The organism is Phytobacter sp. V69, from assembly GCF_965644215.1.
GTDB lineage: Bacteria > Pseudomonadota > Gammaproteobacteria > Enterobacterales > Enterobacteriaceae > Phytobacter.
The window spans coordinates 1-19657 of record NZ_CBFFRL010000045.1; the positions used below are offsets into that span (position 1 = coordinate 1).

The 19657-nt window shown below is 57.5% G+C and carries 18 protein-coding genes and 2 pseudogenes; 2 read left to right on the forward strand and 18 right to left on the reverse strand.

The window, feature by feature from the left end; all coding sequences use genetic code 11:
- A pseudogene (locus tag ACSZPU_RS08615) lies at positions 1–84 on the forward strand (IS5/IS1182 family transposase); the annotation flags it as partial.
- Between the two features lie 10 nt (positions 85–94).
- On the opposite strand, the pseudogene ACSZPU_RS08620 reads toward ACSZPU_RS08615, so the two are convergent.
- The 4 genes and pseudogenes from ACSZPU_RS08620 to nifL form a co-directional block, all read right to left on the reverse strand.
- A pseudogene (locus tag ACSZPU_RS08620) lies at positions 95–472 on the reverse strand (nitrogen fixation protein NifQ); the annotation flags it as partial.
- Positions 469–1869 carry a nitrogenase cofactor biosynthesis protein NifB gene (gene nifB / locus ACSZPU_RS08625; RefSeq protein WP_498997581.1) on the reverse strand — a complete coding sequence of 467 codons (1401 nt, stop codon included), beginning with the start codon at positions 1867–1869 and terminating at the stop codon, positions 469–471. The gene nifB and the pseudogene ACSZPU_RS08620, both read right to left, overlap by 4 nt.
- Positions 1870–2036: 167 nt before the next feature.
- Positions 2037–3608 (reverse strand): nif-specific transcriptional activator NifA, encoded by a 1572-nt coding sequence (nifA, locus tag ACSZPU_RS08630; RefSeq protein WP_498997582.1) that lies wholly within the window; start codon positions 3606–3608, stop codon positions 2037–2039.
- Complete coding sequence (nifL, locus tag ACSZPU_RS08635) at positions 3605–5092, reverse strand: nitrogen fixation negative regulator NifL (protein ID WP_498997584.1); 1488 nt, start codon at positions 5090–5092, stop codon at positions 3605–3607. The genes nifA and nifL overlap by 4 nt, the downstream gene beginning before the upstream one ends.
- Before the next feature lie 358 nt (positions 5093–5450).
- Here nifL and ACSZPU_RS08640 point away from each other — a divergent pair, with 358 nt between their 5' ends.
- Positions 5451–5981, forward strand: coding sequence for a flavodoxin (locus ACSZPU_RS08640; protein WP_498997586.1), 531 nt, complete (start codon positions 5451–5453; stop codon positions 5979–5981).
- Positions 5982–6075: 94 nt separating this feature from the next.
- Here ACSZPU_RS08640 and nifM read toward each other — a convergent pair whose 3' ends face one another.
- From nifM to nifH, 14 genes are all read right to left on the reverse strand, one after another.
- Positions 6076–6870: a nitrogen fixation protein NifM gene (gene nifM, locus ACSZPU_RS08645; protein ID WP_498997589.1), complete on the reverse strand. Its 795-nt coding sequence runs from the start codon at positions 6868–6870 to the stop codon at positions 6076–6078.
- Positions 6867–7310: a nitrogen fixation protein NifZ gene (locus tag ACSZPU_RS08650; RefSeq protein WP_498997591.1), complete on the reverse strand. Its 444-nt coding sequence runs from the start codon at positions 7308–7310 to the stop codon at positions 6867–6869. Before ACSZPU_RS08650 ends, nifM begins: the two co-directional genes overlap by 4 nt.
- Positions 7307–7564, reverse strand: coding sequence for a nitrogenase-stabilizing/protective protein NifW (locus ACSZPU_RS08655; protein ID WP_498997593.1), 258 nt, complete (start codon positions 7562–7564; stop codon positions 7307–7309). The genes ACSZPU_RS08650 and ACSZPU_RS08655 overlap by 4 nt, the downstream gene beginning before the upstream one ends.
- 2 nt (positions 7565–7566) lie before the next feature.
- A complete protein-coding gene (gene nifV, locus ACSZPU_RS08660) occupies positions 7567–8709 on the reverse strand; it encodes a homocitrate synthase (RefSeq protein ID WP_498997594.1) in 1143 nt (380 codons plus the stop codon).
- Positions 8710–8721: 12 nt separating this feature from the next.
- On the reverse strand, positions 8722–9924 hold the full coding sequence (gene nifS / locus ACSZPU_RS08665) for a cysteine desulfurase NifS (RefSeq protein WP_498997597.1): 1203 nt from the start codon (positions 9922–9924) through the stop codon (positions 8722–8724).
- A gap of 34 nt (positions 9925–9958) precedes the next feature.
- Positions 9959–10786, reverse strand: a complete 828-nt coding sequence (nifU, locus tag ACSZPU_RS08670) for a Fe-S cluster assembly protein NifU (RefSeq protein WP_498997599.1) — start codon at positions 10784–10786, stop codon at positions 9959–9961.
- A gap of 197 nt (positions 10787–10983) precedes the next feature.
- Positions 10984–11448, reverse strand: a complete 465-nt coding sequence (locus tag ACSZPU_RS08675) for a NifB/NifX family molybdenum-iron cluster-binding protein (RefSeq protein WP_498997601.1) — start codon at positions 11446–11448, stop codon at positions 10984–10986.
- Positions 11435–12817 carry a nitrogenase iron-molybdenum cofactor biosynthesis protein NifN gene (nifN, locus tag ACSZPU_RS08680; protein ID WP_498997604.1) on the reverse strand — a complete coding sequence of 461 codons (1383 nt, stop codon included), beginning with the start codon at positions 12815–12817 and terminating at the stop codon, positions 11435–11437. The genes ACSZPU_RS08675 and nifN overlap by 14 nt, the downstream gene beginning before the upstream one ends.
- Before the next feature lie 10 nt (positions 12818–12827).
- Positions 12828–14201, reverse strand: coding sequence for a nitrogenase iron-molybdenum cofactor biosynthesis protein NifE (gene nifE, locus ACSZPU_RS08685; protein WP_498997605.1), 1374 nt, complete (start codon positions 14199–14201; stop codon positions 12828–12830).
- Positions 14202–14381: 180 nt separating this feature from the next.
- Positions 14382–15041, reverse strand: a complete 660-nt coding sequence (locus ACSZPU_RS08690; protein ID WP_498997607.1) for a NifB/NifX family molybdenum-iron cluster-binding protein — start codon at positions 15039–15041, stop codon at positions 14382–14384.
- Positions 15042–15051: 10 nt separating this feature from the next.
- The gene (gene nifT / locus ACSZPU_RS08695) at positions 15052–15270 is read right to left on the reverse strand and encodes a putative nitrogen fixation protein NifT (RefSeq protein ID WP_498997609.1); all 219 of its coding nucleotides are present in this window, start codon (positions 15268–15270) and stop codon (positions 15052–15054) included.
- Positions 15271–15313: 43 nt separating this feature from the next.
- Positions 15314–16876, reverse strand: coding sequence for a nitrogenase molybdenum-iron protein subunit beta (gene nifK, locus ACSZPU_RS08700; RefSeq protein WP_498997612.1), 1563 nt, complete (start codon positions 16874–16876; stop codon positions 15314–15316).
- Between the two features lie 55 nt (positions 16877–16931).
- Positions 16932–18380: a nitrogenase molybdenum-iron protein alpha chain gene (nifD, locus tag ACSZPU_RS08705; protein ID WP_498997613.1), complete on the reverse strand. Its 1449-nt coding sequence runs from the start codon at positions 18378–18380 to the stop codon at positions 16932–16934.
- Between the two features lie 25 nt (positions 18381–18405).
- Positions 18406–19287 carry a nitrogenase iron protein gene (gene nifH, locus ACSZPU_RS08710; protein ID WP_498997615.1) on the reverse strand — a complete coding sequence of 294 codons (882 nt, stop codon included), beginning with the start codon at positions 19285–19287 and terminating at the stop codon, positions 18406–18408.
- Positions 19288–19657: the final 370 nt, after the last annotated feature.

The following is a 19657-nucleotide window of genomic DNA, read 5'->3' on the forward strand; positions in this document are numbered from 1 at the left end:
GCAACGCGCTACGCAAAAAATACGGCCTCATTTCTCGCTGCCGTCCAGATCAGATGCATCGCTCTCTGGGCTAAAATATTGTGACGACACTATCTAGTTGCGGAAAGCAGTCGGTCATAAGTTCGCGCAATTCTCCGCGCGAACTCAGCCCAAGATCCTGCCACAGATGGTTGAATGCCAGGGACGCGCTGGCGATGATCTGGTGCATCGGTTCCGCGTCCGGTGACATATGACACGCCAGCCAGTCAGCCAGCTGAGTGCGCTCCTCTTCGCGTGTGGCAATGAGCTCTGACATCAACGTACGCCGTAAAACCACATCCGATGGCGCGCTGTGCGTCGGCTTGTCCATGCGGGCGTTGAGCGTCAGCCACGGATCATCAGCCAGTCCCATTTGCACAGGGTAGTAGCCTTCACCATCCGCATAGAGGTGTACCAGTCGACGAAGCCAGTAGTGCTGGGCGATGGTGGTCATGCCACCCCCTTATGACAATCATCCTGTTGCCACTGCTGACGCGCGTTTTCCCACCAGCGCGCCAGCGTTGGGACGACCGGCTGCCAGGCGTCATCAACGCAAGGCTGAATACCTTGTGCTTCCAGCCGCTGCCAGGGACCGTAGCCGAAACGTGAACAAAAAACGGCTTTCACATCCGCGAGCAAATCCATGATTGCCGCCATGCGCGCTTCGCTGTCCTGCGGTTCGCACGCGTCGCTGCCCTGGCAGAATTTGGGGGTAAAGCGTTCATTCACCAGCACCACTCCCGCGGCGGAAAGGCTGTAAATGCGAAAGCGATCCGCATGACCAAAGTGGCAGTCGATCAGATCACCACGCGTAGAGGCAACCGCCACCAGGCAGGCATCTGCCTCGTCCGACTCGCCCTGCGTGGCGATACTGGCGTGCAGCCTGGCGCGTTTTTGTAGTATCGGCAGCCAGGGCTGTGGGGCCGGTTCTGCCGGAGTAAACAGAAATTGTTGGCTGCGATCTTCCCCGAGCATGCCGATGGCGTCGGCGCGGCACTGCTGACAGTGGGTCATTTGCGGCATGATCTCGCCGCACTGTGCGCGGGTGGCGGCCAGCATTGCCGCGTCCGGTTCGGGTTGCCCGTTGAGGCCGAACACTGTGCCATGTTCCGGGCGGGCAATCAGCGGCATGATGTTATGAATAAACGCGCCGTATTGCCGTAATGCCCGGCTGACATCCACCAGAGAATGATCGTTGATACCGGGGATCAGCACGGAGTTGATCTTCACCAGCACGCCTTTTTCCGTCAGTCTGCGCACCCCTTCGAGCTGGCGGGCCACGAGGATTTGCCCGGCTTCGCGGCCGCTGTAGCGCTCACCGTCCAGCCACAGCCAGACGTAGATTTGTGCGGCGATATCCGGATCGAGGGTGTTAATGGTCACGGTGACGTGGTCAACGCCGACCTCCAGCAAGCGATCGACGGCATCGGGCAGCATCAGACCGTTGGTCGACAGGCACAGTTTTAAATCCGGTAACTGTCCGCGGATCAGCTCCAGCGTTTTGAAGGAGTGACTGATGTTCGCCAGCGGGTCACCGGGACCGGCGATGCCCACCACCGACAGTTGCGGGATCGCCGTTGCGACCTGGCGTACTTTCGCCACCGCCTGCTCGGGAGTCAGTAAGGACGAGGAGACGCCGGGACGGGATTCATTACTGCAATCGAATTTTCGGTTGCAGTAGTTACATTGCAAATTGCAGGCAGGGGCGACCGGCAAGTGCATGCGGGCAAAACGGTGGTGACCGCTACGTGAGTAGCAGGGGTGTGACGCCACTTTGCTGGCGATAAAATCGGTTAAGGGTTCGCCAGATGTCTGGCAACCCTTGCCACTAGCGGAAGAGCAGGAAGTCATGATCGCTCCTTAATTTGCGTAGTCATGTCTTCCTGCTGCAAAACTTGTACCGCTCACAATAATTATAATACATTGAAATATAACAATTTAAAAAAATAGTTATCGCGATTGTTTGTCGTGAATGTGGCGTTTGGCTGACAATGTGTTGAATGTCACAAAGTGAACTGTTACATCCTGGACATGCTGATATCCATAATTTGTATCCGATAGGCAACCTGTCTGGGCGTCATGCCCAGCAGGCGCGCCGCTTTGGCCTGCACCCATCCGGCTTTCTCCAGCGCGGCAATTAGCCGTTGACGTTCATCCAGCGTTTGATCAAGCCAGCTGTCCTCTTTCGGCGCGGCGGCAATCGCCTGCTTCGGCGTGTTCTCACGGTGGTTAAACAACACCACATCACGATCGATCAGTCCGCTTTCGGACATCACCGCCGAACGTTCCAGACAGTTTTCCAGTTCACGCACATTGCCGGGCCAGTTGTAACCCATCAACAGGCGAATGGCACCGTCGCTGATCCGCAGCGTCCGCCCCTGGTTTTGGGCAATTTTGCGCACCAGAAAATGCGCCAGTTCGGCAATGTCCTCCTGACGTTCACGCAACGGGGGCAGGGAGATGGGCATCACGTTAAGGCGGTAGTAAAGATCCTCGCGGAAATTGCCCATCCGCACCTCTTCTTCCAGATTTCGGTTGGTGGCGGCAATGATCCGCAGGTTGACGCGCAGGGTTTCATCACCGCCGACGCGCTCCATTTCTCCTTCCTGCAAAATACGCAATAGTTTGGCCTGAAAGGAGGCGCTGCTTTCACCGATTTCATCGAGAAACAGCGTGCCGCCATCGGCCAGCTCAAAGCGCCCTTTACGCTGGCGAACCGCACCGGTAAAAGCGCCTTTTTCGTGACCGAATAGCTCGCTCTCCAGCAGCGTGTCCGGGAGCGCCGCGCAGTTGAATTTCACAAAGGGCGCGGCGGCGCGGGGGGAGTTGTGGTGGATTGCATTGGCGATAAGTTCTTTCCCGGTGCCGCTTTCGCCGCGTACCAGCACGGTGGTGTCCCAGCGCGATACCTGGCGAATGATGTCCATTGTCTGCTGCATCGCTGGGCTTTTGCCCACCATATTCTCAAAGCCGAAAGGGCGCGGCGACGCGCACCCGCGCTGGCGTTCGGTCTGGGCGACCACCGCGCGTGGTGTGGGCGCGGTCGGCGGAGTCATCAGTCGCACCGTCTGCGCCACCAGGTTGGCGACGGTTTCCAGAAAGCGGGTGCAGGAGGGAAGCCGCTCTTCCAGACGCGCCATCGGTTGTGCGGCGAGCACGCCAATAGGCTGAGAGCGGGGTCCCATTAAGGGGACGCCGATAAACGGCAGGTTGTAGTCATAGATGCCGAGACGGTCGAGAAAGCGTTGATCGTCGGCAACGCGCGGCAACACCAGCGATTGCCCCTGAGAAAGTACCGCGCCAACCAGCCCTTCGCCGGGGCGATAACGGATTTGCGAACTGCCGGGAATCACATGTTGGTCGGCCTCCTGCAGCGCTTCAATGCTCAGGATCTCCTGTTGGCTGTCGTACAGACACAGCATGCCGTGTTGCATAAACGCGTCGTTGTGTAAAACGCACAGCACCTCCTGCAGCGTCTGGCTTATCTCCGTTGCACGACTCAACACCACGCTGATGCGCTGCATGGCAGTAAACTGCTGGGAGAGATCAAAACGCCAGACTGTGGCGCCCGACTCGGGTCGCTGGGTCATCGTGGGCCTCCGGTCAGTGAATGAAATAGCGGAAATCGCAGGGTCAGGCAGGTACCGCCCTCAGGGCGGGTGGTCAGTTCTATGGCACCGCGATGATGGGCGACCAGCGTTTGAATCAGCCGCAGCTCCATCCCTTTGCCGGGAGCGTTAAGGGCATCGGGGGAGTGGGTGTATCGCACCTGGATTAGCGGCACATTGTCAGTCAGCCAAATGGACAGCCAGCCGTCCTCTTCACGGGCGTAAAGCTGGGTATGTAGCGCCCTGTCCGGCAGTTCGGCGGCGAGGGCCAGCGTGCGGTCCAGCCACAAACTCAGGCAGGCGAGGATCTGTGTACGTTGGCCAAATCCCGCCAGATGCGGAGAGGACATCTCAACGTGCAGATTCTCACCATTGTTATAGCGGGTGTGGTAAAGCGCGCGCAGATCGTCAAACAGCGGCTGCAGAGGCCATAGTGCGTTCTCTTCCAGATCAAGCGACGGGCGGCAGCGTTGCAGACGGGCCAGCGCCTCTTCCCCTTCGCGCCATGCGGCATCGAGCGCCACGTTGTGATTATCTTCACCGTTAAGCCGACGCGCTGCCGCCAGCATATTGATGGGGCAGTTTAACTGCACCAGCGCAGCATCCAGCGATTCACGGATCGCCGCCAGCAATTTCCCGGTGGTCATCTCCTGTTTGAGACGATCGAGGCGGCCCTGTTCGGCCTGCTGCTGTTGCTGGGTACAGTCGGTGATCACCACGAGTGTGCGGGGGAGCGCGGTATCAATAAAGTAGCGGCTGGCTTCTTCGCTCACGCCCGGCAATGCCCAGCAGGTGACGGAAAGCCAGCGGACGCTGCCGCGCAGCACAACAGGGAGGACTTGCCCGGCGTAAAGATCGAGTTTACGTCGGGAGAAATCCAGCTCGGTGAGCAACTCTTTGCCGCCGCAGTCGGCGCAAAACGTTTTGTAGGCGAGGTTGTCCATCACCACCTGGTCCTGCTCGTTGACCACCACCACCGCCGCAGGAATGTTGTTCAGTACCGCCTCGCTCATGGTGGTGTGATTGCGTAAGCGCTGTTCGAGGGCATAGCTGGCGCTGATATCGCGCTGCATGGCGAGGTAGTGTTCCAGTTCGCCCTGTTCATTGACGACCGGAGTGATGTCAATCTCCGCAAGGTAGAGGCTGCCATCGCGACGGCGGTTGATCAACTGACCGCGCCAGGGCATTTGTTGTAAGAGCGTTTGCCACAGCTCCTGATAAATACTGTGCGGCGTCTGTTGGCTTGCCAGTATGCGGTGGTTCTGGTTGAGCAATTCCGCCAGGTTGTAGCCGGTCTGGCGGCAAAAGGCCGGATTGGCATACAGAATGTTAGCGTCGGGGTCGGTTAGTGAAATCGCGATCGGAGCCTGTTCAACCATCGTGGAAAACAGTCCGGGATGTTGAAGTGAGAGGTTACCCGCAATCTGCTGCGGTGCGCTGGTCTCCAGCATCATATTAAAGGTCATCACACGCTCCTGGTTTCAGGCCGGTTGTGTCGCACTTACAACAATTTGGGTAGGTAAACGACAGACATCCGCAGCCCTGGTTGGGTGCGATTAACCATGCAAAGAGTGCACCTTTAGGTCAGGTGACGCGCCAAAACATTGATCCTGATTCGCATAATGGCCCTGATTGGGTCTGGAAAGGGCTTTTGGACAGCGTTGTCTGATGTGCTACAGACTGGCTCTGCACAAAAAAGAGTCATATTTTCACCCATTTCAGTGCAGTGAAGGCGGGCAAAAAAACCTGGCACAGCCTTCGCAACAGGAGAAGGGATACCCGCCGTTTGCCGGCGGCCTTATTCTTTCTTAACAGGAGCGCACAATGGCTAACATTGGTATTTTTTTCGGCAGCGACACGGGTAAAACCCGCAAAATCGCCAAACTTATCCAGCAAAAACTGGGGGATGTGGCGGATGCGCCGGTCAATATTAATCGCACGTCGCTGGAGACGTTTTTGTCGTACCCGGTGCTGGTACTCGGTACGCCAACCTTAGGCGACGGGCAGTTGCCCGGACTGGATGCCGGGTGTGAGAGTGAATCCTGGGGTGAGTTTATGGATCAACTGGATGACGCCAACCTGAGCGGTAAAATCGTGGCGTTGTTTGGCCTTGGCGACCAGCAGGGGTATCCGGATAACTTTGTCAGCGCGCTGCGCCCACTCTATGACACGGTGGTGCGCTGCGGCGCGCAGGTTGTCGGCCTGTGGCCACGCGACGGGTATGATTTTTTCTCTTCCGCCGCGCTCGAAGCCGGGCAGTTTGTCGGGCTGGTGCTGGACCAGGATAACCAGTTTGATTTAACGGACGAGCGTCTTGAGTCATGGCTGGATCAGATTAAGCCGCAGATTCTGTAGTTTTTCCCGGATGCGGCGCGTGACGCGCCTTATCCGGGCTACGGGTTCGGTTCCCGATCGTAGAGTGTGAAGGGGTAATCTAAAATACGGGCACTCAAGCTGGCATCTCTGCCATCAAACGATTGAGCCACGTCTGTTGCCACTGTTGCTGGCTCTGCCGCCACAAAAATTCCCGCGCTTTTTCCAGCGCTTCGGCCTGCGGCAAAAGCTGGGGGGCGCGAATGCTTTCACACCAAATTAAATGCCAGCCCAGCTCTGTTTCCACTGGCGCGGCGATACCGTTCTCCGGCAAGGCAAACAGGGCGGATTCCAGTTGAGGGTAAAGTAAACCGCGACTGATCCAGCCTAGCCGGCCGCCTTCTAAGGCACTCGGGCAGTGAGAGTAGCGCTTCGCCAGTCGAGGAAAGGCATCACGCGAACTCTGAATTTCCAGGTAAAACTGCATCGCCTGGCGGTGTAGGGGGTCGCTGTCGCCATCCACGGTGAGCAACAAATGGTGGGTTAAGCGCTGCTCCGGGCGCATAAACTTTTCCTGATTACGTTCATACCAGGCGAGCACCGTCATGTCATCGGGAAAGGGCACCTGCTCGGTGATCCGCACAAACTGCAGCTCCATCAGCGCGTGATGCTGCACTACCGCCTGCCGTTCCTCTTCGCTAAATTCAGCTTGGTTGAGCAACTCCACCAGCGAGGCATTGATGCTTTTCAGCAGGGTATCGGTGACCTGCAGCCCGCTGGCCTGCTGAACGATAGCCTGTTCCAGAAAACGTTGGCGGCTCCATGCCTGGTCGAAGGCCGCTTTTTCGCTGGCCGGAATATCCTGCGGCTCGCATTTCCAGCTCGTTTTCGCCAGACGACGCAGGCCAAATTGCTCCCAGGCGGCACTCATGCGATCTCCTCAGCCAGGCGCAGGGCACTGGCGGGAACCTGAAACCAACGTTCAGAAAACGTGACAGTGTAACTATTTCCGTCGTGCCCCTGGTCGGTGGCTTCGATTTGCCCGGTTGCCCCGGCGCTCACCACCACTGCGCCATTGATCGACAGTGCCTGTAATGTGGTGACAATATCGCCGAATTGCAGCATCCCGGCATCCCAGGGCTGACTGGCGGGAATCAGCTCCTGTCCACGACAGCCCACCACCAGGTCACTGTCGAGAAAGTGAATCTGGTAGATAATCTGGTCCTGTAAAAACACGCCCCATTCACGGACAAACCCGGTACTGCCGCGGCGTACCAGCAACTGGCCGCGCGCATAGCCGGGCATGGTGCCGTCATTACGAATCGCCCGCGTCACGCGAACCTCATCACCAAATGTAAACGCCGGGGTCATTGGTCACCTCCGCTCATCTGCTGTTGGTAGCTCTCGGCCAGCAGACGCCGGGCCAGCAGCCACGGCGCGCGCGGGTTATCTTCGAGTAGATTGCGCAGCGGGACGTTATTGCGCAGTTTGTGGTTAAACGTCGCCAGCACCGGCAGGCAGCGGCTGCGCAGGGCGGCCGGCTCGTACGGGACGGAAAAAAACTCAAAAAAGGATTCGGCGCTGTCCAGTTCATCGACGCCGGGGATCTGATAAAACCATTTCATACTCAGCCTCCCAGCTGGCGTATCGGTTCACTGCACAGCTCATCGTAAATGGCGATCAGTTCATAATCTTTCGGCGTGCGTTTCCAGCTTTCGGCGAAGCGGCGAATGGCCGGGAGCAGCACGTCGATTTGCAGCGCGTCCAGGTGATAGCCCATGCGTGCGAAGACGCCATCCACCGCCTGGCGCCCCGAGTGTTTACCTAATACCAGACGATATTCCCGGCCCATCAGCGCCGGATCGATTGCCTGATAGCTCTCTCTGTCCTGCAATAACGCGGCAACGTGGACCCCGGATTCGTGGGTAAACACCTGCTCGCCGACCAGCGGCTGCTGGGCATCGATAGGGCGCTGGGCGGCTTCGGCCACCTTCTGGCACAGCGCGGGCAACTGGCTAAAATCAACGCCGCTGTCGATATCCAGACAGCGGTGTAAACCGAGAGCGACGGTCTCCAGCGCGGCATTGCCCGCACGTTCCCCCAGCCCCAGCACGGTGGTATTGACGCTGGTTGCCCCGGCGCGAATGGCCGCCAGGGTATTGGCGGTGGCCAGCCCCAAATCGTTATGGGCATGCATCTCGATTTCTCCGTCCCAGTAGCCACGCAGCGTACGGATGTAATTGTCCGTTGCGAACGGGTCCAGCAGGCCCAGCGTATCGGCAAAACGCAGACGGCTTGCGCCCGCCTGCCGGGCGACATGGGCTATCTGGCGCAGCGTGTCGTTGACTGCGCGTGAGGCATCTTCACAGCCGATGCACACCGCAAGGCCCAGTGCGCGCGCCATACCGATAAAGCTGCCCAGTCGTTCCAGCAGCACGGGCAACGGTTCGCGCAGTTTGTACTGACGCAGCTTGTCGGACGCCGGAATCGAAATATCCACCCAGTCCATCCCGAGGTCGGCGCTCTGGCGGATTTCCCCGGCGTTCATGCGACACCAGGACATCAGCGTGGCGTCCGGCAAATGGCGGCGTACCAGCTGGATGCGCGTACACTCTTCTTCACCCATCGCCGGAGTGCCCACCTCAAGCGCCGTGACGCCAGCGGTAAACAGGGCTTCGGCGATGGTGATTTTCTCGCTGGCGCGAAACGCCACCCCAGGACTTTGTTCGCCGTCCCGCAGCGTTGTGTCGTTAATCAGCACACTGGCCATAACCGCCTCCGCTTAGCCGTAAACCGGCGCAAAAGATGACTCCACAGGGAGCGGTTTGCCGTCTTGCCAGTAGGGTGAAAGCATCCGCAGCCGGGAGATAATCGGCGGCAGTGAGGCAATCACGTATTCAATCTCCTTTTCCCGCGTGTAGCGTGAAAGGGAGAAGCGAATACTGCCGTGGGCGGCGGTATAAGGAATATTCATCGCGCGCATCACGTGTGACGGTTCAAGGGAGCCCGATGTACAGGCGCTACCGCTGGAGGCCGCAATCCCCGCCTGGTTTAACAACAGCAAAATGGCTTCACCTTCAATAAACTCGAACGCCAGATTTGCCGTTCCCGGCACTCGCTGCTGATTGCCTCCCATCACCATCACCGATGGCACGATGTTGACCAGTTCGTCCTGCAAATAGTCGCGAAGACGGGCAATCTCAGCCATACTTGGGAGATGAACCTGCGCCAGTTCGCAGGCGCTGCCCATGCCAACAATCCCGGCAATATTTTCCGTCCCGGCCCGGCGTCCGCGTTCCTGATGCCCACCACGCAGCAGCGGGCGAAAGCGCGTGCCGCGGCGTAAATACAGGCAGCCGACGCCTTTTGGCCCGTGCAGTTTGTGGGCGGAACAGGACAACATATCTATTTGCGTTTTGCCGACCGCCAGCGGGATTTTCCCCACCGCCTGTACCGCATCACAGTGGAACAACGCGCCAAATTCATGGGCCAGTTCCGCCATTTCGGCCACCGGGAAAATCACCCCGGTTTCGTTATTGGCCCACATCACGCTCACCACCGCCACTCGTGTGCTGAGCGCCTGACGGTACTGCGCCATATCGAGCGCGCCATCGGCATTGACCGCAATACGGTGGATCAGATAGCCCTGGCGTTCCAGGTGTTCGCAAACCGCTAGCGTCGCCGGGTGTTCCACCATGGTGGTGATGATTTCGCGGCGTTCCGGCATCAGTTCAATACAGGCATGCAGTGCCGTTGAGGTGGCTTCGGTGGCGCAGGAGGTAAAAATGATTTCACTGGCGTGATCGGCGCCAAGCAGGGCGGCGACCTGTTGATGTGCACGCTCCAGCGCCCCGCGCGAGGGCGAACCAAAGTCATGGATCGAGGAAGGATTGCCGTAATGCTCGGTTAAAAACGGCATCATCGCCTCCAGCACCATCGGGTCGATACAGGTCGTGGCGTTATTATCCAGATAAATCGGTTTCATCTTTATTCCCCCATAACGGACAGTGAGATGTGGCTTATGCGGCCACGACTTCCATAAAACAGCCGGTACGTTCCATTAATTTTTGCTGCAGCCAGGCCAGCGTCATGTCCGTCATCATGCAGCCGCTACAGCTACCGGAAAGGCTGACGGTGACTTTGTGATTGGCAACATTGATCAGCGACATATCGCCGCCGTCGGCCTGGATGTGTGGGCGCAATTCGGTAATGGCATCTACCACTTCTTGCCAGTGCGGATCTTTTGTTGCCTCCATGGCGACAACCGGTGCCGCCTGCTGCTCAGCCAGAATATCCGCCAGCGCCAGTTCGATGCTTTCATGGCAGGAGGTACAACCACCGCCCGCTTTGGTGTAGTTGATCACCTCTTCAAGGGTGGTCAGGCCGTTGGTCAGCACCGCCCGGCGAATCTGGCCTTCGTCCACGCCAAAGCATTTGCAGATAAGTTTGCCTTCCTCATGATCGTCATCAAGAGTTTCACCCCGGTAGTTGGCGATCGCCGCGCGCAGCGCTTCCTGACCCATGACTGAGCAGTGCATTTTTTGCGGCGGCAGCCCGTCGAGGTAGTCGGCGATTTGCTGGTTGGTAACCTGCTCAGCTTCATTCAGCGTGCGGCCAATGATCAGTTCCGTTAATGCCGATGAGGAGGCGATGGCGCTACCGCAGCCAAAGGTCTGAAAACCGGCCTCAAGGATCGTTTCGCTTTGCGGATCGACGCGCAGCATCAGGCGCAGGGCATCGCCACAGCTTATTGATCCCACATCGCCAACCGCGTTGGCCTCTGCCACGACCCGGGCATTACGGGGATTAAAAAAATGATCTTTCACTTTCTCGGAATAGTTCCACATGCTCTCAGCTCCCAGGATTATGACGGACAGCGCAGGGCGCATTTCACCGCGTTAATCAACAGCGGGTATAAGGGCTAAGCAAAAGCAGTACCAGATGGAAAATTGTTATCTTTCATTGTCTTACATATGTCGACTCACATAAACCCACGCGCAATGTCGCGGTTTATGTGAGGTTTGTCGCAGAAACGACACAATTCTTAACGCTCATCGTCGTCCTGCCACTGGCTCTCAAGCAGCAGTTGTGAAAAACGATTCGGGTCGCGATGCCGTGCGCTTTTGCGCTGTTCTTTGTCATACCAGTAGTGCTGGATTTCCTGTAGCAGGCCGACAATCGGCGTGTCTTCCGGCACGCGGACTGCACGCACGCCAATTTGCAGCAGTTCACGAAATACCGCTTCGCCAATGGCCACGCAGTAGAGGGTGACGCAATCTTCCAGCGCACTGATGCGGCTGGCGAGCTTCTCGGTTTGATGCCCGGCCAGCACGCTAAAATCCACGACCCTCAGTAAGGTGACGTCATCCTCTTTCACCCCGTACACCACCAGGCGAGGCGTAGCGCCGAAGTGCTGATCCACATGGTGGTAATCGGAACTGGCGAAGGCGACTTTCATCGACCATTCGCTGGAACAGATAGTGCTGAACTGGCGGTTAACATGTTGCATAGCGTTCTCCGTCGGTGTCCTGGGCAAACTGCTGGCGCAGGGGGGAGCGATACAGCGGCATGTGGTGGTGACGTTCGCGCATCAAGTTCGCCAGCTCGAACAGCGTGTCACGAATGCCGGGGTAGCTCTGGCGCACGCGGCGAAACTCGCCAAGCCGGTCGAAGATGGGGAAACCGGCATGGACAAGCGGGATGGCAAACTGTTCGGCCAGGTCCGCCGCATGGGAGTTTGCGATCAGCAGGTCGGCAGGCATAGCGCAGAGCAAATCCTGCATATCTTCCAGATCGCCAATGACCACTTTCTCGACGGGAAGCTGTTGTAGGCCCGGCTGGCTGACCGGGGCGACGATGGGACCGGGGAGCATGCCATGGCTGCGGGCGAAATCGCACCAGCCCGCGAGCAGATCGCCTTCGGCAGCCAGCGCGAGGCGGGCATCCTGCAACCACATATGACAATCGATCATCGCATCCTGCAACTGCCCGCGCTGGCGCTCAATCAAGGGGGGAACTTCGCGCCCGGAAATCATCTTCAGCTGGTGAATAAAGCGGTCACAGTGTTCCATGGTCATCAGATGCGGCAGGACGATAACGTCGCCACGGCTACGCTGGGCAAGCAGCGACGCCGCACGTGAAAGCGACACGCCAATGGCAAATGTGCACAGGCTTTGCCCCATCTGTTCAATGACCCGTTGCGGCGTTCCCCCTTGAGTGACAGGGGAAAAATCCCCGCTCGCCAGATGACCGTCCAGCGACTGAGAAAGGTCGGGCACAATCACCGGTTGCAGGCCAAAGGCCTCCACGTAGCTGCGCAGCAGTTCGACATCACCGGGGGTCAGCAGGTGGCTTAACAGCAAGTTGACCCGCCGGTTACGCAGGCCGTGCTGAGGTTTTTCCGGCACCCACTGTTCGATGACGCTTTCCACCACCGCGCTATAACCGTTTTCCAGCGTGCCGTAAAAGTCCGGTGTGTTAACGGCCAGAAGGGCGATATTTTTGTGGCGGGGATAATCCTCGCGGAACTGGCGCACCACGCGGCTGATATCGCTGCCCTGCGCCTCGGATAACCCGGTGCTTAATAAAACAATGGCCTTAGGGCTGTTGCGCTGGCACAGCGTGCTGAGTGCGGTCAGGATATTGCCATCGGCACCCATCACCGTTGACGTGGGGTCCATCGCCGTCGATTGCAGCGGGATAGGGTCGTGAAAATGTTGGATAAAGAACACCTTGGCGAACGCGCTACATCCCTGTGCCCCGTGCACCAGCGGAATACTGTGCTCAAAGCCGAGGCTGGCCAGAATCGCGCCCAACGGCTGGCCACTTTTTACCGGGCTCACGGCCAGCGGTTTATGATTACGGATGATGTCTGCCATTTTTCACTCCTTATTGCCACGGTGCGCGGGCGTGTGTTTGCGGCCAGATGGGGCTGTCAATGGTCTGACACAGCTGTTGGGCGAGGGTGACAATGCCGTGATAACCGGCAAAGGCGTGCTCGCGCTCCTGGTTGATATCCAGAAACGGTAGCCGCGCTTTGTAGGCGGTATACATGTTGCGTCCACCGGCAATCATCAAGTCCGCCTGATAGCGATACACCACATCAAGCAGGGTGCGGGCGTTGCCTTCTTCCAGCATCAGCGCGTCATCGCCCATTAATTCACGAATCCGCTGTTTGTCTTCTTCGGTGGATTTGCGCGTGCCGGTCGCCACCACAGTCATGCCGAGATCCTGCAATGCCGAGACCACCGACCAGGATTTCACCCCGCCGGTATAGAGCAGCACCTTGCGTCCCTGTAGCCGTTCGCGCCACGGGGCCAGCGCCAGATTTGCCGTGGCTTCTTCGCGCGCAATAACGGCTTCGGTACGGGCAATCAGATCGGTGTCACCCATCATCGCGGCCAGCTGGCGCAGGGCATCCGAGGTGGCGCGTACGCCGTAAAAACTGCCTTCAAACCAGGGCGTGCCGTAGCGTTGTTCAAGGGCGCGGGCCACATTGATCAGCGCTCTGGAGCAGACCAGCATATTGACCTGCGCGTGGTGCATGGTCTGAATCTCGCTAAAACGCCCATCGCCCGACAGGCTACCCAGCACACGGATGCCCAGTTCATCAAGCAGAGGCTGAACGTGCCAGAACTCCCCGGCGATATTAAACTCGCCAATCAAGCCAATATCGTGGCGATGTTCCGGCGCAAACGGTGTATCCGCAGGCCAGGGAGCCGGGTCGCGGCGGCCGATCACCTTATTGACCATCACTTCGCCCGCCAGACGGTTGCCGAGATTTTTGCTGCCATAGAACCCGGCGGCATCAACGGCAATCACCGGCACGCCGGTGTCGGTTTCCGCCGCCTGACACACGGCGTCAATATCATCACCCTCCATCGCCGGAACGCAGGTGTTGTAGATAAACACGGCGGTTGGATGGTAGCGGTTGACGATGTGACGTACCGCGTGAAAAAGCCGCCGTTCGCCGCGCCCCATGATCACATCCTGCTCATTCAAATCGGTGGTAAAACCGAGCCGATTGATGCTGGGGCCGGAGCTCATGCTGCCCCGGTTATCCCAAGAGCTGCCCGTGCAGCCAATCGGCCCATGTACCAGGTGCGCCACATCTGACAGCGGCAGCAGGGTGATTTGCGCGCCGTCGAAGGCGCAACCGCCCGCCGTTGCGCCGGGTTTAGGGGCGCTACAGCCGGATTTTTGTTTGTGGTTGTGTTCGCAGGCAGGTTCATCCAGCAGCGCGAGAATTTCATTTCCCTTCATAGTGACCTCATTGACGTGTTGGGCTAAGCACAACATTGCAATTCGTAAGCCAGAAATGAGTCGTTGATTTTAAAGGGGAAAGTACTGTCGGATTTACGACAAAGCAGACAATTGGCGCATTGAGTACAACGAGAAAAGGATCCCCTGCACACACAGGTCAGACGCAGGGGTTCAAGCAGATTAAAATACCCGTTCTTCCAGCGGGTTGGCTTTCTCAAGACGTTTTGCCAGCCAGGGCGGCAGGCGTCCGCAGAGCAGGGAGGTAATCGCATCGCACTGGGCGGCGATGGACATCCCCGGTGACACTTTCATCGGGTGGATATTGTGGCGAATCAGCCGGGCCGCCGCAGGGCCGCCAATGGCTTCACAAAACAGCAGGTGGCAATCGCCCAGCAGTTGCGCGCGGACTTCATTTGGTTCCTGGGCTTGCGGGGCGGAGGGAAAACGGCGTAACGCGTGCAGCCATCCGCCTTGTTCATCGAAGGCGTAGATAAAAAACAACCGTCCCTGACCAAAGTGGCCATTAATCAGCACACCATCCTGCGAACAAAAGGCTACCAGTAGCTGTGCCCGACGCGCCGTGCTTTTTACCTGCAAATGTGAGGGCAGCGTGCCGCGCAGACATGCTTTGACGCGCGTCCAGCGCGCGGGCGACATCATGGCGGTTTCCGACGGGAAGGTGGCTTCCAGTTCGCGCATGTTCAGTTTATCGAGCTGCGCCGGGGTTAAGGCATCGTCGCGTTCTCCCGTCAGCCAGGCCAGTATCTGCGCGGGTTGCAGTTCTGGCAGGCACTGGAACAGCGCCAGCATGCGCCAGAAAAGGACATCGTTATCGTTCATCTGGCACCTCTCACACGAGTGCGCCGCGCGTGGCGCGCAGGCTGATAGGAAAGGACGGTCGTCCGGGTTGCAGGCTGACGACATACTGGCGTCCTCCCTCCAGAGAAATAGCACCACCCCAGTTGTCCGGGGTATCATGCTCGACCGTCAGGACTTTGGCCTCGAGATCTTGTTTGGCGATGTAACACCAGAGATCCTGACCGCGCTCACGAAATATCACTATTGGCATCGTTTCCCCCTTGCGGCCCCGCACGAGGCGGGGCGCATTATGGTTAGCGGACAAGGTCGAAGCTGTAGTCCGTTTTGCCCAGTTTGATGGTGTCGCGGTCGACTTTTTCCAGCACGGCGTTAACCAGCGTGGTCACGATGTTCATCGCCCCTTCATAGCCCCATGTGGTCTGGCGATGCAGGTGGTGGCGGTCGAACAACGGGAAGCCGAGACGGATCAGCGGAACTTCAAACTGTTCGCCTTTCGCCAGCGTGTCACGCTGGATGAATTTGGCGTACGAGTTGCCGATCATAAAGTCCGGTTTGCGGGTAAACATCAACGAACGGAAATGCCACAGATCGCAGTTGATGAAGACTTCGCTCTCCTGACCATACGGTGAGGCCTCGAGCATTTTCTTCATCGCTTTCTGCCAGCGTTTGCTACCGTTATGACAGAGGATCACCGTTGGTTCACAGCCCAGTTCCAGCAGGAAACGACTCAGCCCCATCACAAAATCCGGGTCGCCGTAGAGACCGAATTTCTTGCCGTGCAGCCAGGTGTGGGAGTCCAGAATCATGTCCACCAGACGTCCGCGCTCCAGCGTCAGCGCATCCGCCACCGGTTTGCCGGTTAACTGACTGACCGCCATCAGCAGTTCGTCGGTAGCGGTTAATCCCAGCGGGATTTGCACTTCCGTGCCAGGCTGGTTCCACGACTCCTGTACCACTTTTTTGCTCTTCACCAGTTGCCAGGGTTGCAGCAGCAGGGTGTCGATGGCATCCGGGGCATCGCGCATCTCTTGCTGGGTAGTGCCGCCTGCATACATACGGTAGTGGCCGTCGGCTGGCGTATCTAACACCTCAGACGGATCAGACAGCAGACTGCAGGGCACATCCATCTGGGCCATCATGCGTTTGAGCACGCGGTAATTGCCGAGGTAGGTTTCGAAACCGGTCACCATGTTCAGCTTCGCCAGTTTGCCAGGCTGCGAGACGTAGTCAGCGGTAAAGGCGCGGGCGAAACCTTCAAACATGTTGTCCCAGCCGGTGACGTGGCTGCCGATAAAGCTCGGCGTGTGGGCATACGGCACTGGAATGGCCGCATCGATAAACCCGTCTTTTTTGGCGTTGGCGATAAAGGCCTGCAGGTCATCGCCGATCACCTCCGCCATACAGGTAGTGGAGACCGCAACAATTTCCGGTTTGTACAGGGCACTGGCATTCTGCAACCCGGTATTGAGGTTGTTGTTACCGCCAAACACCGCCGCATCTTCCGTCATGGAGTCGGACACGCAGGCGACCGGCTCTTTGAAATGACGGTTAAAATAGGTGCGGAAATAGGCCACACAACCTTGTGAACCGTGCACGTAGGGCAGCGTATTGGCAAACCCCAGTGAACAGAGCACCGACCCCAGTGGCTGGCAGGCTTTTGCCGGATCGATGGTTAATGCTTCGCGCTTGAAGTTCAGCGCTTCATATTCCGACGTGGTGGTCCATTCAAAGACCTCCTGCACACGCTGCGGGTCGTGCGCCTCTTCCAGACCGCGCTTGTTGCGAAACAGTGTCTGGTATTCGTCCTGTTCAAACAGCGGATGACAGGTGACAATTTTCTCAGCAGTTTGGCTCATGATGTTCTCCTCCCGCGCCACAAATCGGTGAACAAACGGGATGTCAGGATAGTATTCAGGCTGATTTCAGCCAGGGTGCGGTCAACTCGCCCCAGGCGGGATTGTTGAGCGTCATGTCCATATCGCGGGCAAAAATGGCAAAGCCGTCATAACCGTGATACGGGCCGGAATAATCCCAGGAATGCATCTGGCGGAACGGAACCCCCATTTTCTGGAAAATGTATTTTTCCTTGATGCCCGAGCCAATGAGGTCCGGCTTAATCGCCTTCACGAAAGCCTCCAGCTCGTAACTGCTGGCGTCATCGAACAACAGCGTGCCTTCTTTGAGGTCCGGCAGGGTGCGGTCGTAGTCATCGTTATGGGCAAATTCATACCCGGCGGCGACGATCTCCATCCCCAAATCCTCATACGCGCCAATCACATGGCGAGGACGCAGACCGCCCATATAGAGCAGGACTTTGCGGCCTTCGAGGCGTGGGCGGTATTTGGCGATAATCGCGTCATTCTGCGCCTGATATTTGGCGATCACCGCTTCCGCATTGGCGCGGATGGTGTCGTCAAACTGATCGGCGATTTTGCGTAGCGATTCAGCGATTTTGGTCGGGCCAAAGAAGTTGTATTCCATCCAGGGAATCCCGTGTTTTTCTTCCATATGGCGTGAGATGTAGTTCATGGAGCGGTAGCAGTGCACCAGATTCAGCTTCACGAACGGGGTGTTTTCCATATCTACCAGCGTGCCATCGCCGGACCACTGCGCCACCACGCGCAGCCCCATTTCTTCAAGCAGAATGCGGGAGGCCCAGGCGTCGCCGCCGATGTTGTAATCACCGATGATCGCCACGTCATAGGGTGTGGATTCGAAGGGTTTGCCTTCGCGGTTATCCAGCACCCAGTCGCGGATCACGTCGTTGGCGATATGGTGGCCGAGCGACTGGGATACGCCACGAAAGCCTTCGCAACGTACCGGGATAACTGGCTTGTTGAGCGCTTTTTTACTGGCGTTCGCCACCGCTTCGATATCGTCGCCAATCAAGCCAACCGGGCATTCCGACTGAATGGAGATACCTTTGGTCAGCGGGAACAATTCCTCCATCTCTTCTATCAGTTTGGTGAGTTTTTTATCGCCGCCAAAGACGATGTCGCGCTCCTGAAAGTCAGAGGTGAAGTTCAGCGTGCCGAAAGAATCAACGCCGCTGACCCCGGTGTAGTAGTTGCGACGCCCGGCGCGGGAGTACTGCCCACAGCCAACCGGGCCGTGGGAAATGTGTGCCATATCTTTGATAGGCCCAAACACTACCCCTTTCGAACCGGCGTAAGAGCAGCCGCGCACGGTCATGACACCCGGCTGCGATTTGCGGTTAGAGATGATGCACTTCCCGACGCTTTCCATCTCCGGGTCGGTCACCATCATGTGCTTTCTGCGTTCTTTGCGCGTTTTTTCCGGAAAGATCTCCAGCACTTCCTGGATAAGTTCCAGATTGCGTTCGCCTGTTGCATTGCTCATAACTGTGTTCCTGTTACAAGGCGGCTCAGGCCGCGTTTTCTTCGGCGGCGGTTTTACCGATGATGCTGGTGTCTTCCACATCCATAATGCCGAATTCCATCAGCAGCGCTTCCAGTTCATCCATGGTGCAAGGGGTCGGGACGACCATCAGGGTGTTGTTAACGATCTTGTTCGCCAGCGTGCGGTATTCGTCGGCCTGATTGCATTTCGGGTCATATTCGATAACCGTCATGCGACGAATTTCCGCGCGCTGAACGATGTTGTCACGGGGCACAAAGTGAATCATCTGGGTGCCCAGTTTTTCCGCCAGCGCGATGATCAGTTCATCTTCACGATCGGTCTGACGGGAGTTACAAATCAGCCCGCCCAGGCGCACTTTGCCGGATTTGGCGTATTTCACGATGCCTTTAGAGATGTTGTTGGCGGCATACATCGCCATCATTTCCCCGGAGCAGACAATGTAGATTTCTTGCGCTTTGTTTTCGCGAATCGGCATGGCGAACCCGCCGCAGACCACGTCACCGAGCACGTCATAGAAGACAAAGTCGAGATCGCTTACATAGGCACCTTCTTCTTCCAGGAAGTTGATGGCGGTGATCACGCCGCGACCTGCACAACCTACGCCTGGCTCCGGGCCACCGGATTCTGCACAGCGCACGCCGCCGTAACCGATTTGCAGCACGTCTTCCAGTTCGAGGTCTTCCACGGAACCCACTTCGGCGGCCATCTCCATAATGGTGTTCTGCGCTTTCGCATGCAGGATCAGACGGGTGGAGTCCGCTTTCGGGTCGCAGCCGACGATCATCACTTTCTTACCCATTTCCGCGAGTGCGGCGACGAGGTTTTGCGTGGTGGTGGATTTGCCGATCCCACCTTTGCCATAAATGGCGCATTGACGCATGGTCATGGTGTGTTCTCCAGTTTGTGTGTTTGCCCATTCATAAGTGCAGGGAACATACCAGCCGTGCCAGAACATATAAGTAACTGTATTTATTAGCTTTTGTGTTTTTCACCTCTGTGAGTGGCAAAACAAACACTGAACAATATGCAGACCAATTGTTGGAAACTGGACAATTCGACCACCCGTCAACCGCTCCCGGTGCGGCGCTGACACTTTGTTAGCTGTTCAACAGGATGTCGTATGACCTGTCTTGTTCCGCGCAATGTCGCAATGTGAACAACGCGACATAATTCGTTAATTAATTGAATTTAAGACACTAAATTGCATTTTTCCGACATGGCACAGGCTGTGCAATGCAGGGGTTCTACGGTTTGCC

What these genes read in the sequence shown, in the direction of transcription:
- nifB (WP_498997581.1), bottom strand. Translation starts at nt 1,869, where the DNA reads ATGACTTCCTGCTCTTCCGCTAGTGGCAAGGGTTGCCAGACATCTGGC.
- nifA (WP_498997582.1), bottom strand. Translation starts at nt 3,608, where the DNA reads ATGACCCAGCGACCCGAGTCGGGCGCCACAGTCTGGCGTTTTGATCTC.
- nifL (WP_498997584.1), bottom strand. Translation starts at nt 5,092, where the DNA reads ATGACCTTTAATATGATGCTGGAGACCAGCGCACCGCAGCAGATTGCG.
- ACSZPU_RS08640 (WP_498997586.1), top strand. Translation starts at nt 5,451, where the DNA reads ATGGCTAACATTGGTATTTTTTTCGGCAGCGACACGGGTAAAACCCGC.
- nifM (WP_498997589.1), bottom strand. Translation starts at nt 6,870, where the DNA reads ATGAGTGCCGCCTGGGAGCAATTTGGCCTGCGTCGTCTGGCGAAAACG.
- ACSZPU_RS08650 (WP_498997591.1), bottom strand. Translation starts at nt 7,310, where the DNA reads ATGACCCCGGCGTTTACATTTGGTGATGAGGTTCGCGTGACGCGGGCG.
- ACSZPU_RS08655 (WP_498997593.1), bottom strand. Translation starts at nt 7,564, where the DNA reads ATGAAATGGTTTTATCAGATCCCCGGCGTCGATGAACTGGACAGCGCC.
- nifV (WP_498997594.1), bottom strand. Translation starts at nt 8,709, where the DNA reads ATGGCCAGTGTGCTGATTAACGACACAACGCTGCGGGACGGCGAACAA.
- nifS (WP_498997597.1), bottom strand. Translation starts at nt 9,924, where the DNA reads ATGAAACCGATTTATCTGGATAATAACGCCACGACCTGTATCGACCCG.
- nifU (WP_498997599.1), bottom strand. Translation starts at nt 10,786, where the DNA reads ATGTGGAACTATTCCGAGAAAGTGAAAGATCATTTTTTTAATCCCCGT.
- ACSZPU_RS08675 (WP_498997601.1), bottom strand. Translation starts at nt 11,448, where the DNA reads ATGCAACATGTTAACCGCCAGTTCAGCACTATCTGTTCCAGCGAATGG.
- nifN (WP_498997604.1), bottom strand. Translation starts at nt 12,817, where the DNA reads ATGGCAGACATCATCCGTAATCATAAACCGCTGGCCGTGAGCCCGGTA.
- nifE (WP_498997605.1), bottom strand. Translation starts at nt 14,201, where the DNA reads ATGAAGGGAAATGAAATTCTCGCGCTGCTGGATGAACCTGCCTGCGAA.
- ACSZPU_RS08690 (WP_498997607.1), bottom strand. Translation starts at nt 15,041, where the DNA reads ATGAACGATAACGATGTCCTTTTCTGGCGCATGCTGGCGCTGTTCCAG.
- nifT (WP_498997609.1), bottom strand. Translation starts at nt 15,270, where the DNA reads ATGCCAATAGTGATATTTCGTGAGCGCGGTCAGGATCTCTGGTGTTAC.
- nifK (WP_498997612.1), bottom strand. Translation starts at nt 16,876, where the DNA reads ATGAGCCAAACTGCTGAGAAAATTGTCACCTGTCATCCGCTGTTTGAA.
- nifD (WP_498997613.1), bottom strand. Translation starts at nt 18,380, where the DNA reads ATGAGCAATGCAACAGGCGAACGCAATCTGGAACTTATCCAGGAAGTG.
- nifH (WP_498997615.1), bottom strand. Translation starts at nt 19,287, where the DNA reads ATGACCATGCGTCAATGCGCCATTTATGGCAAAGGTGGGATCGGCAAA.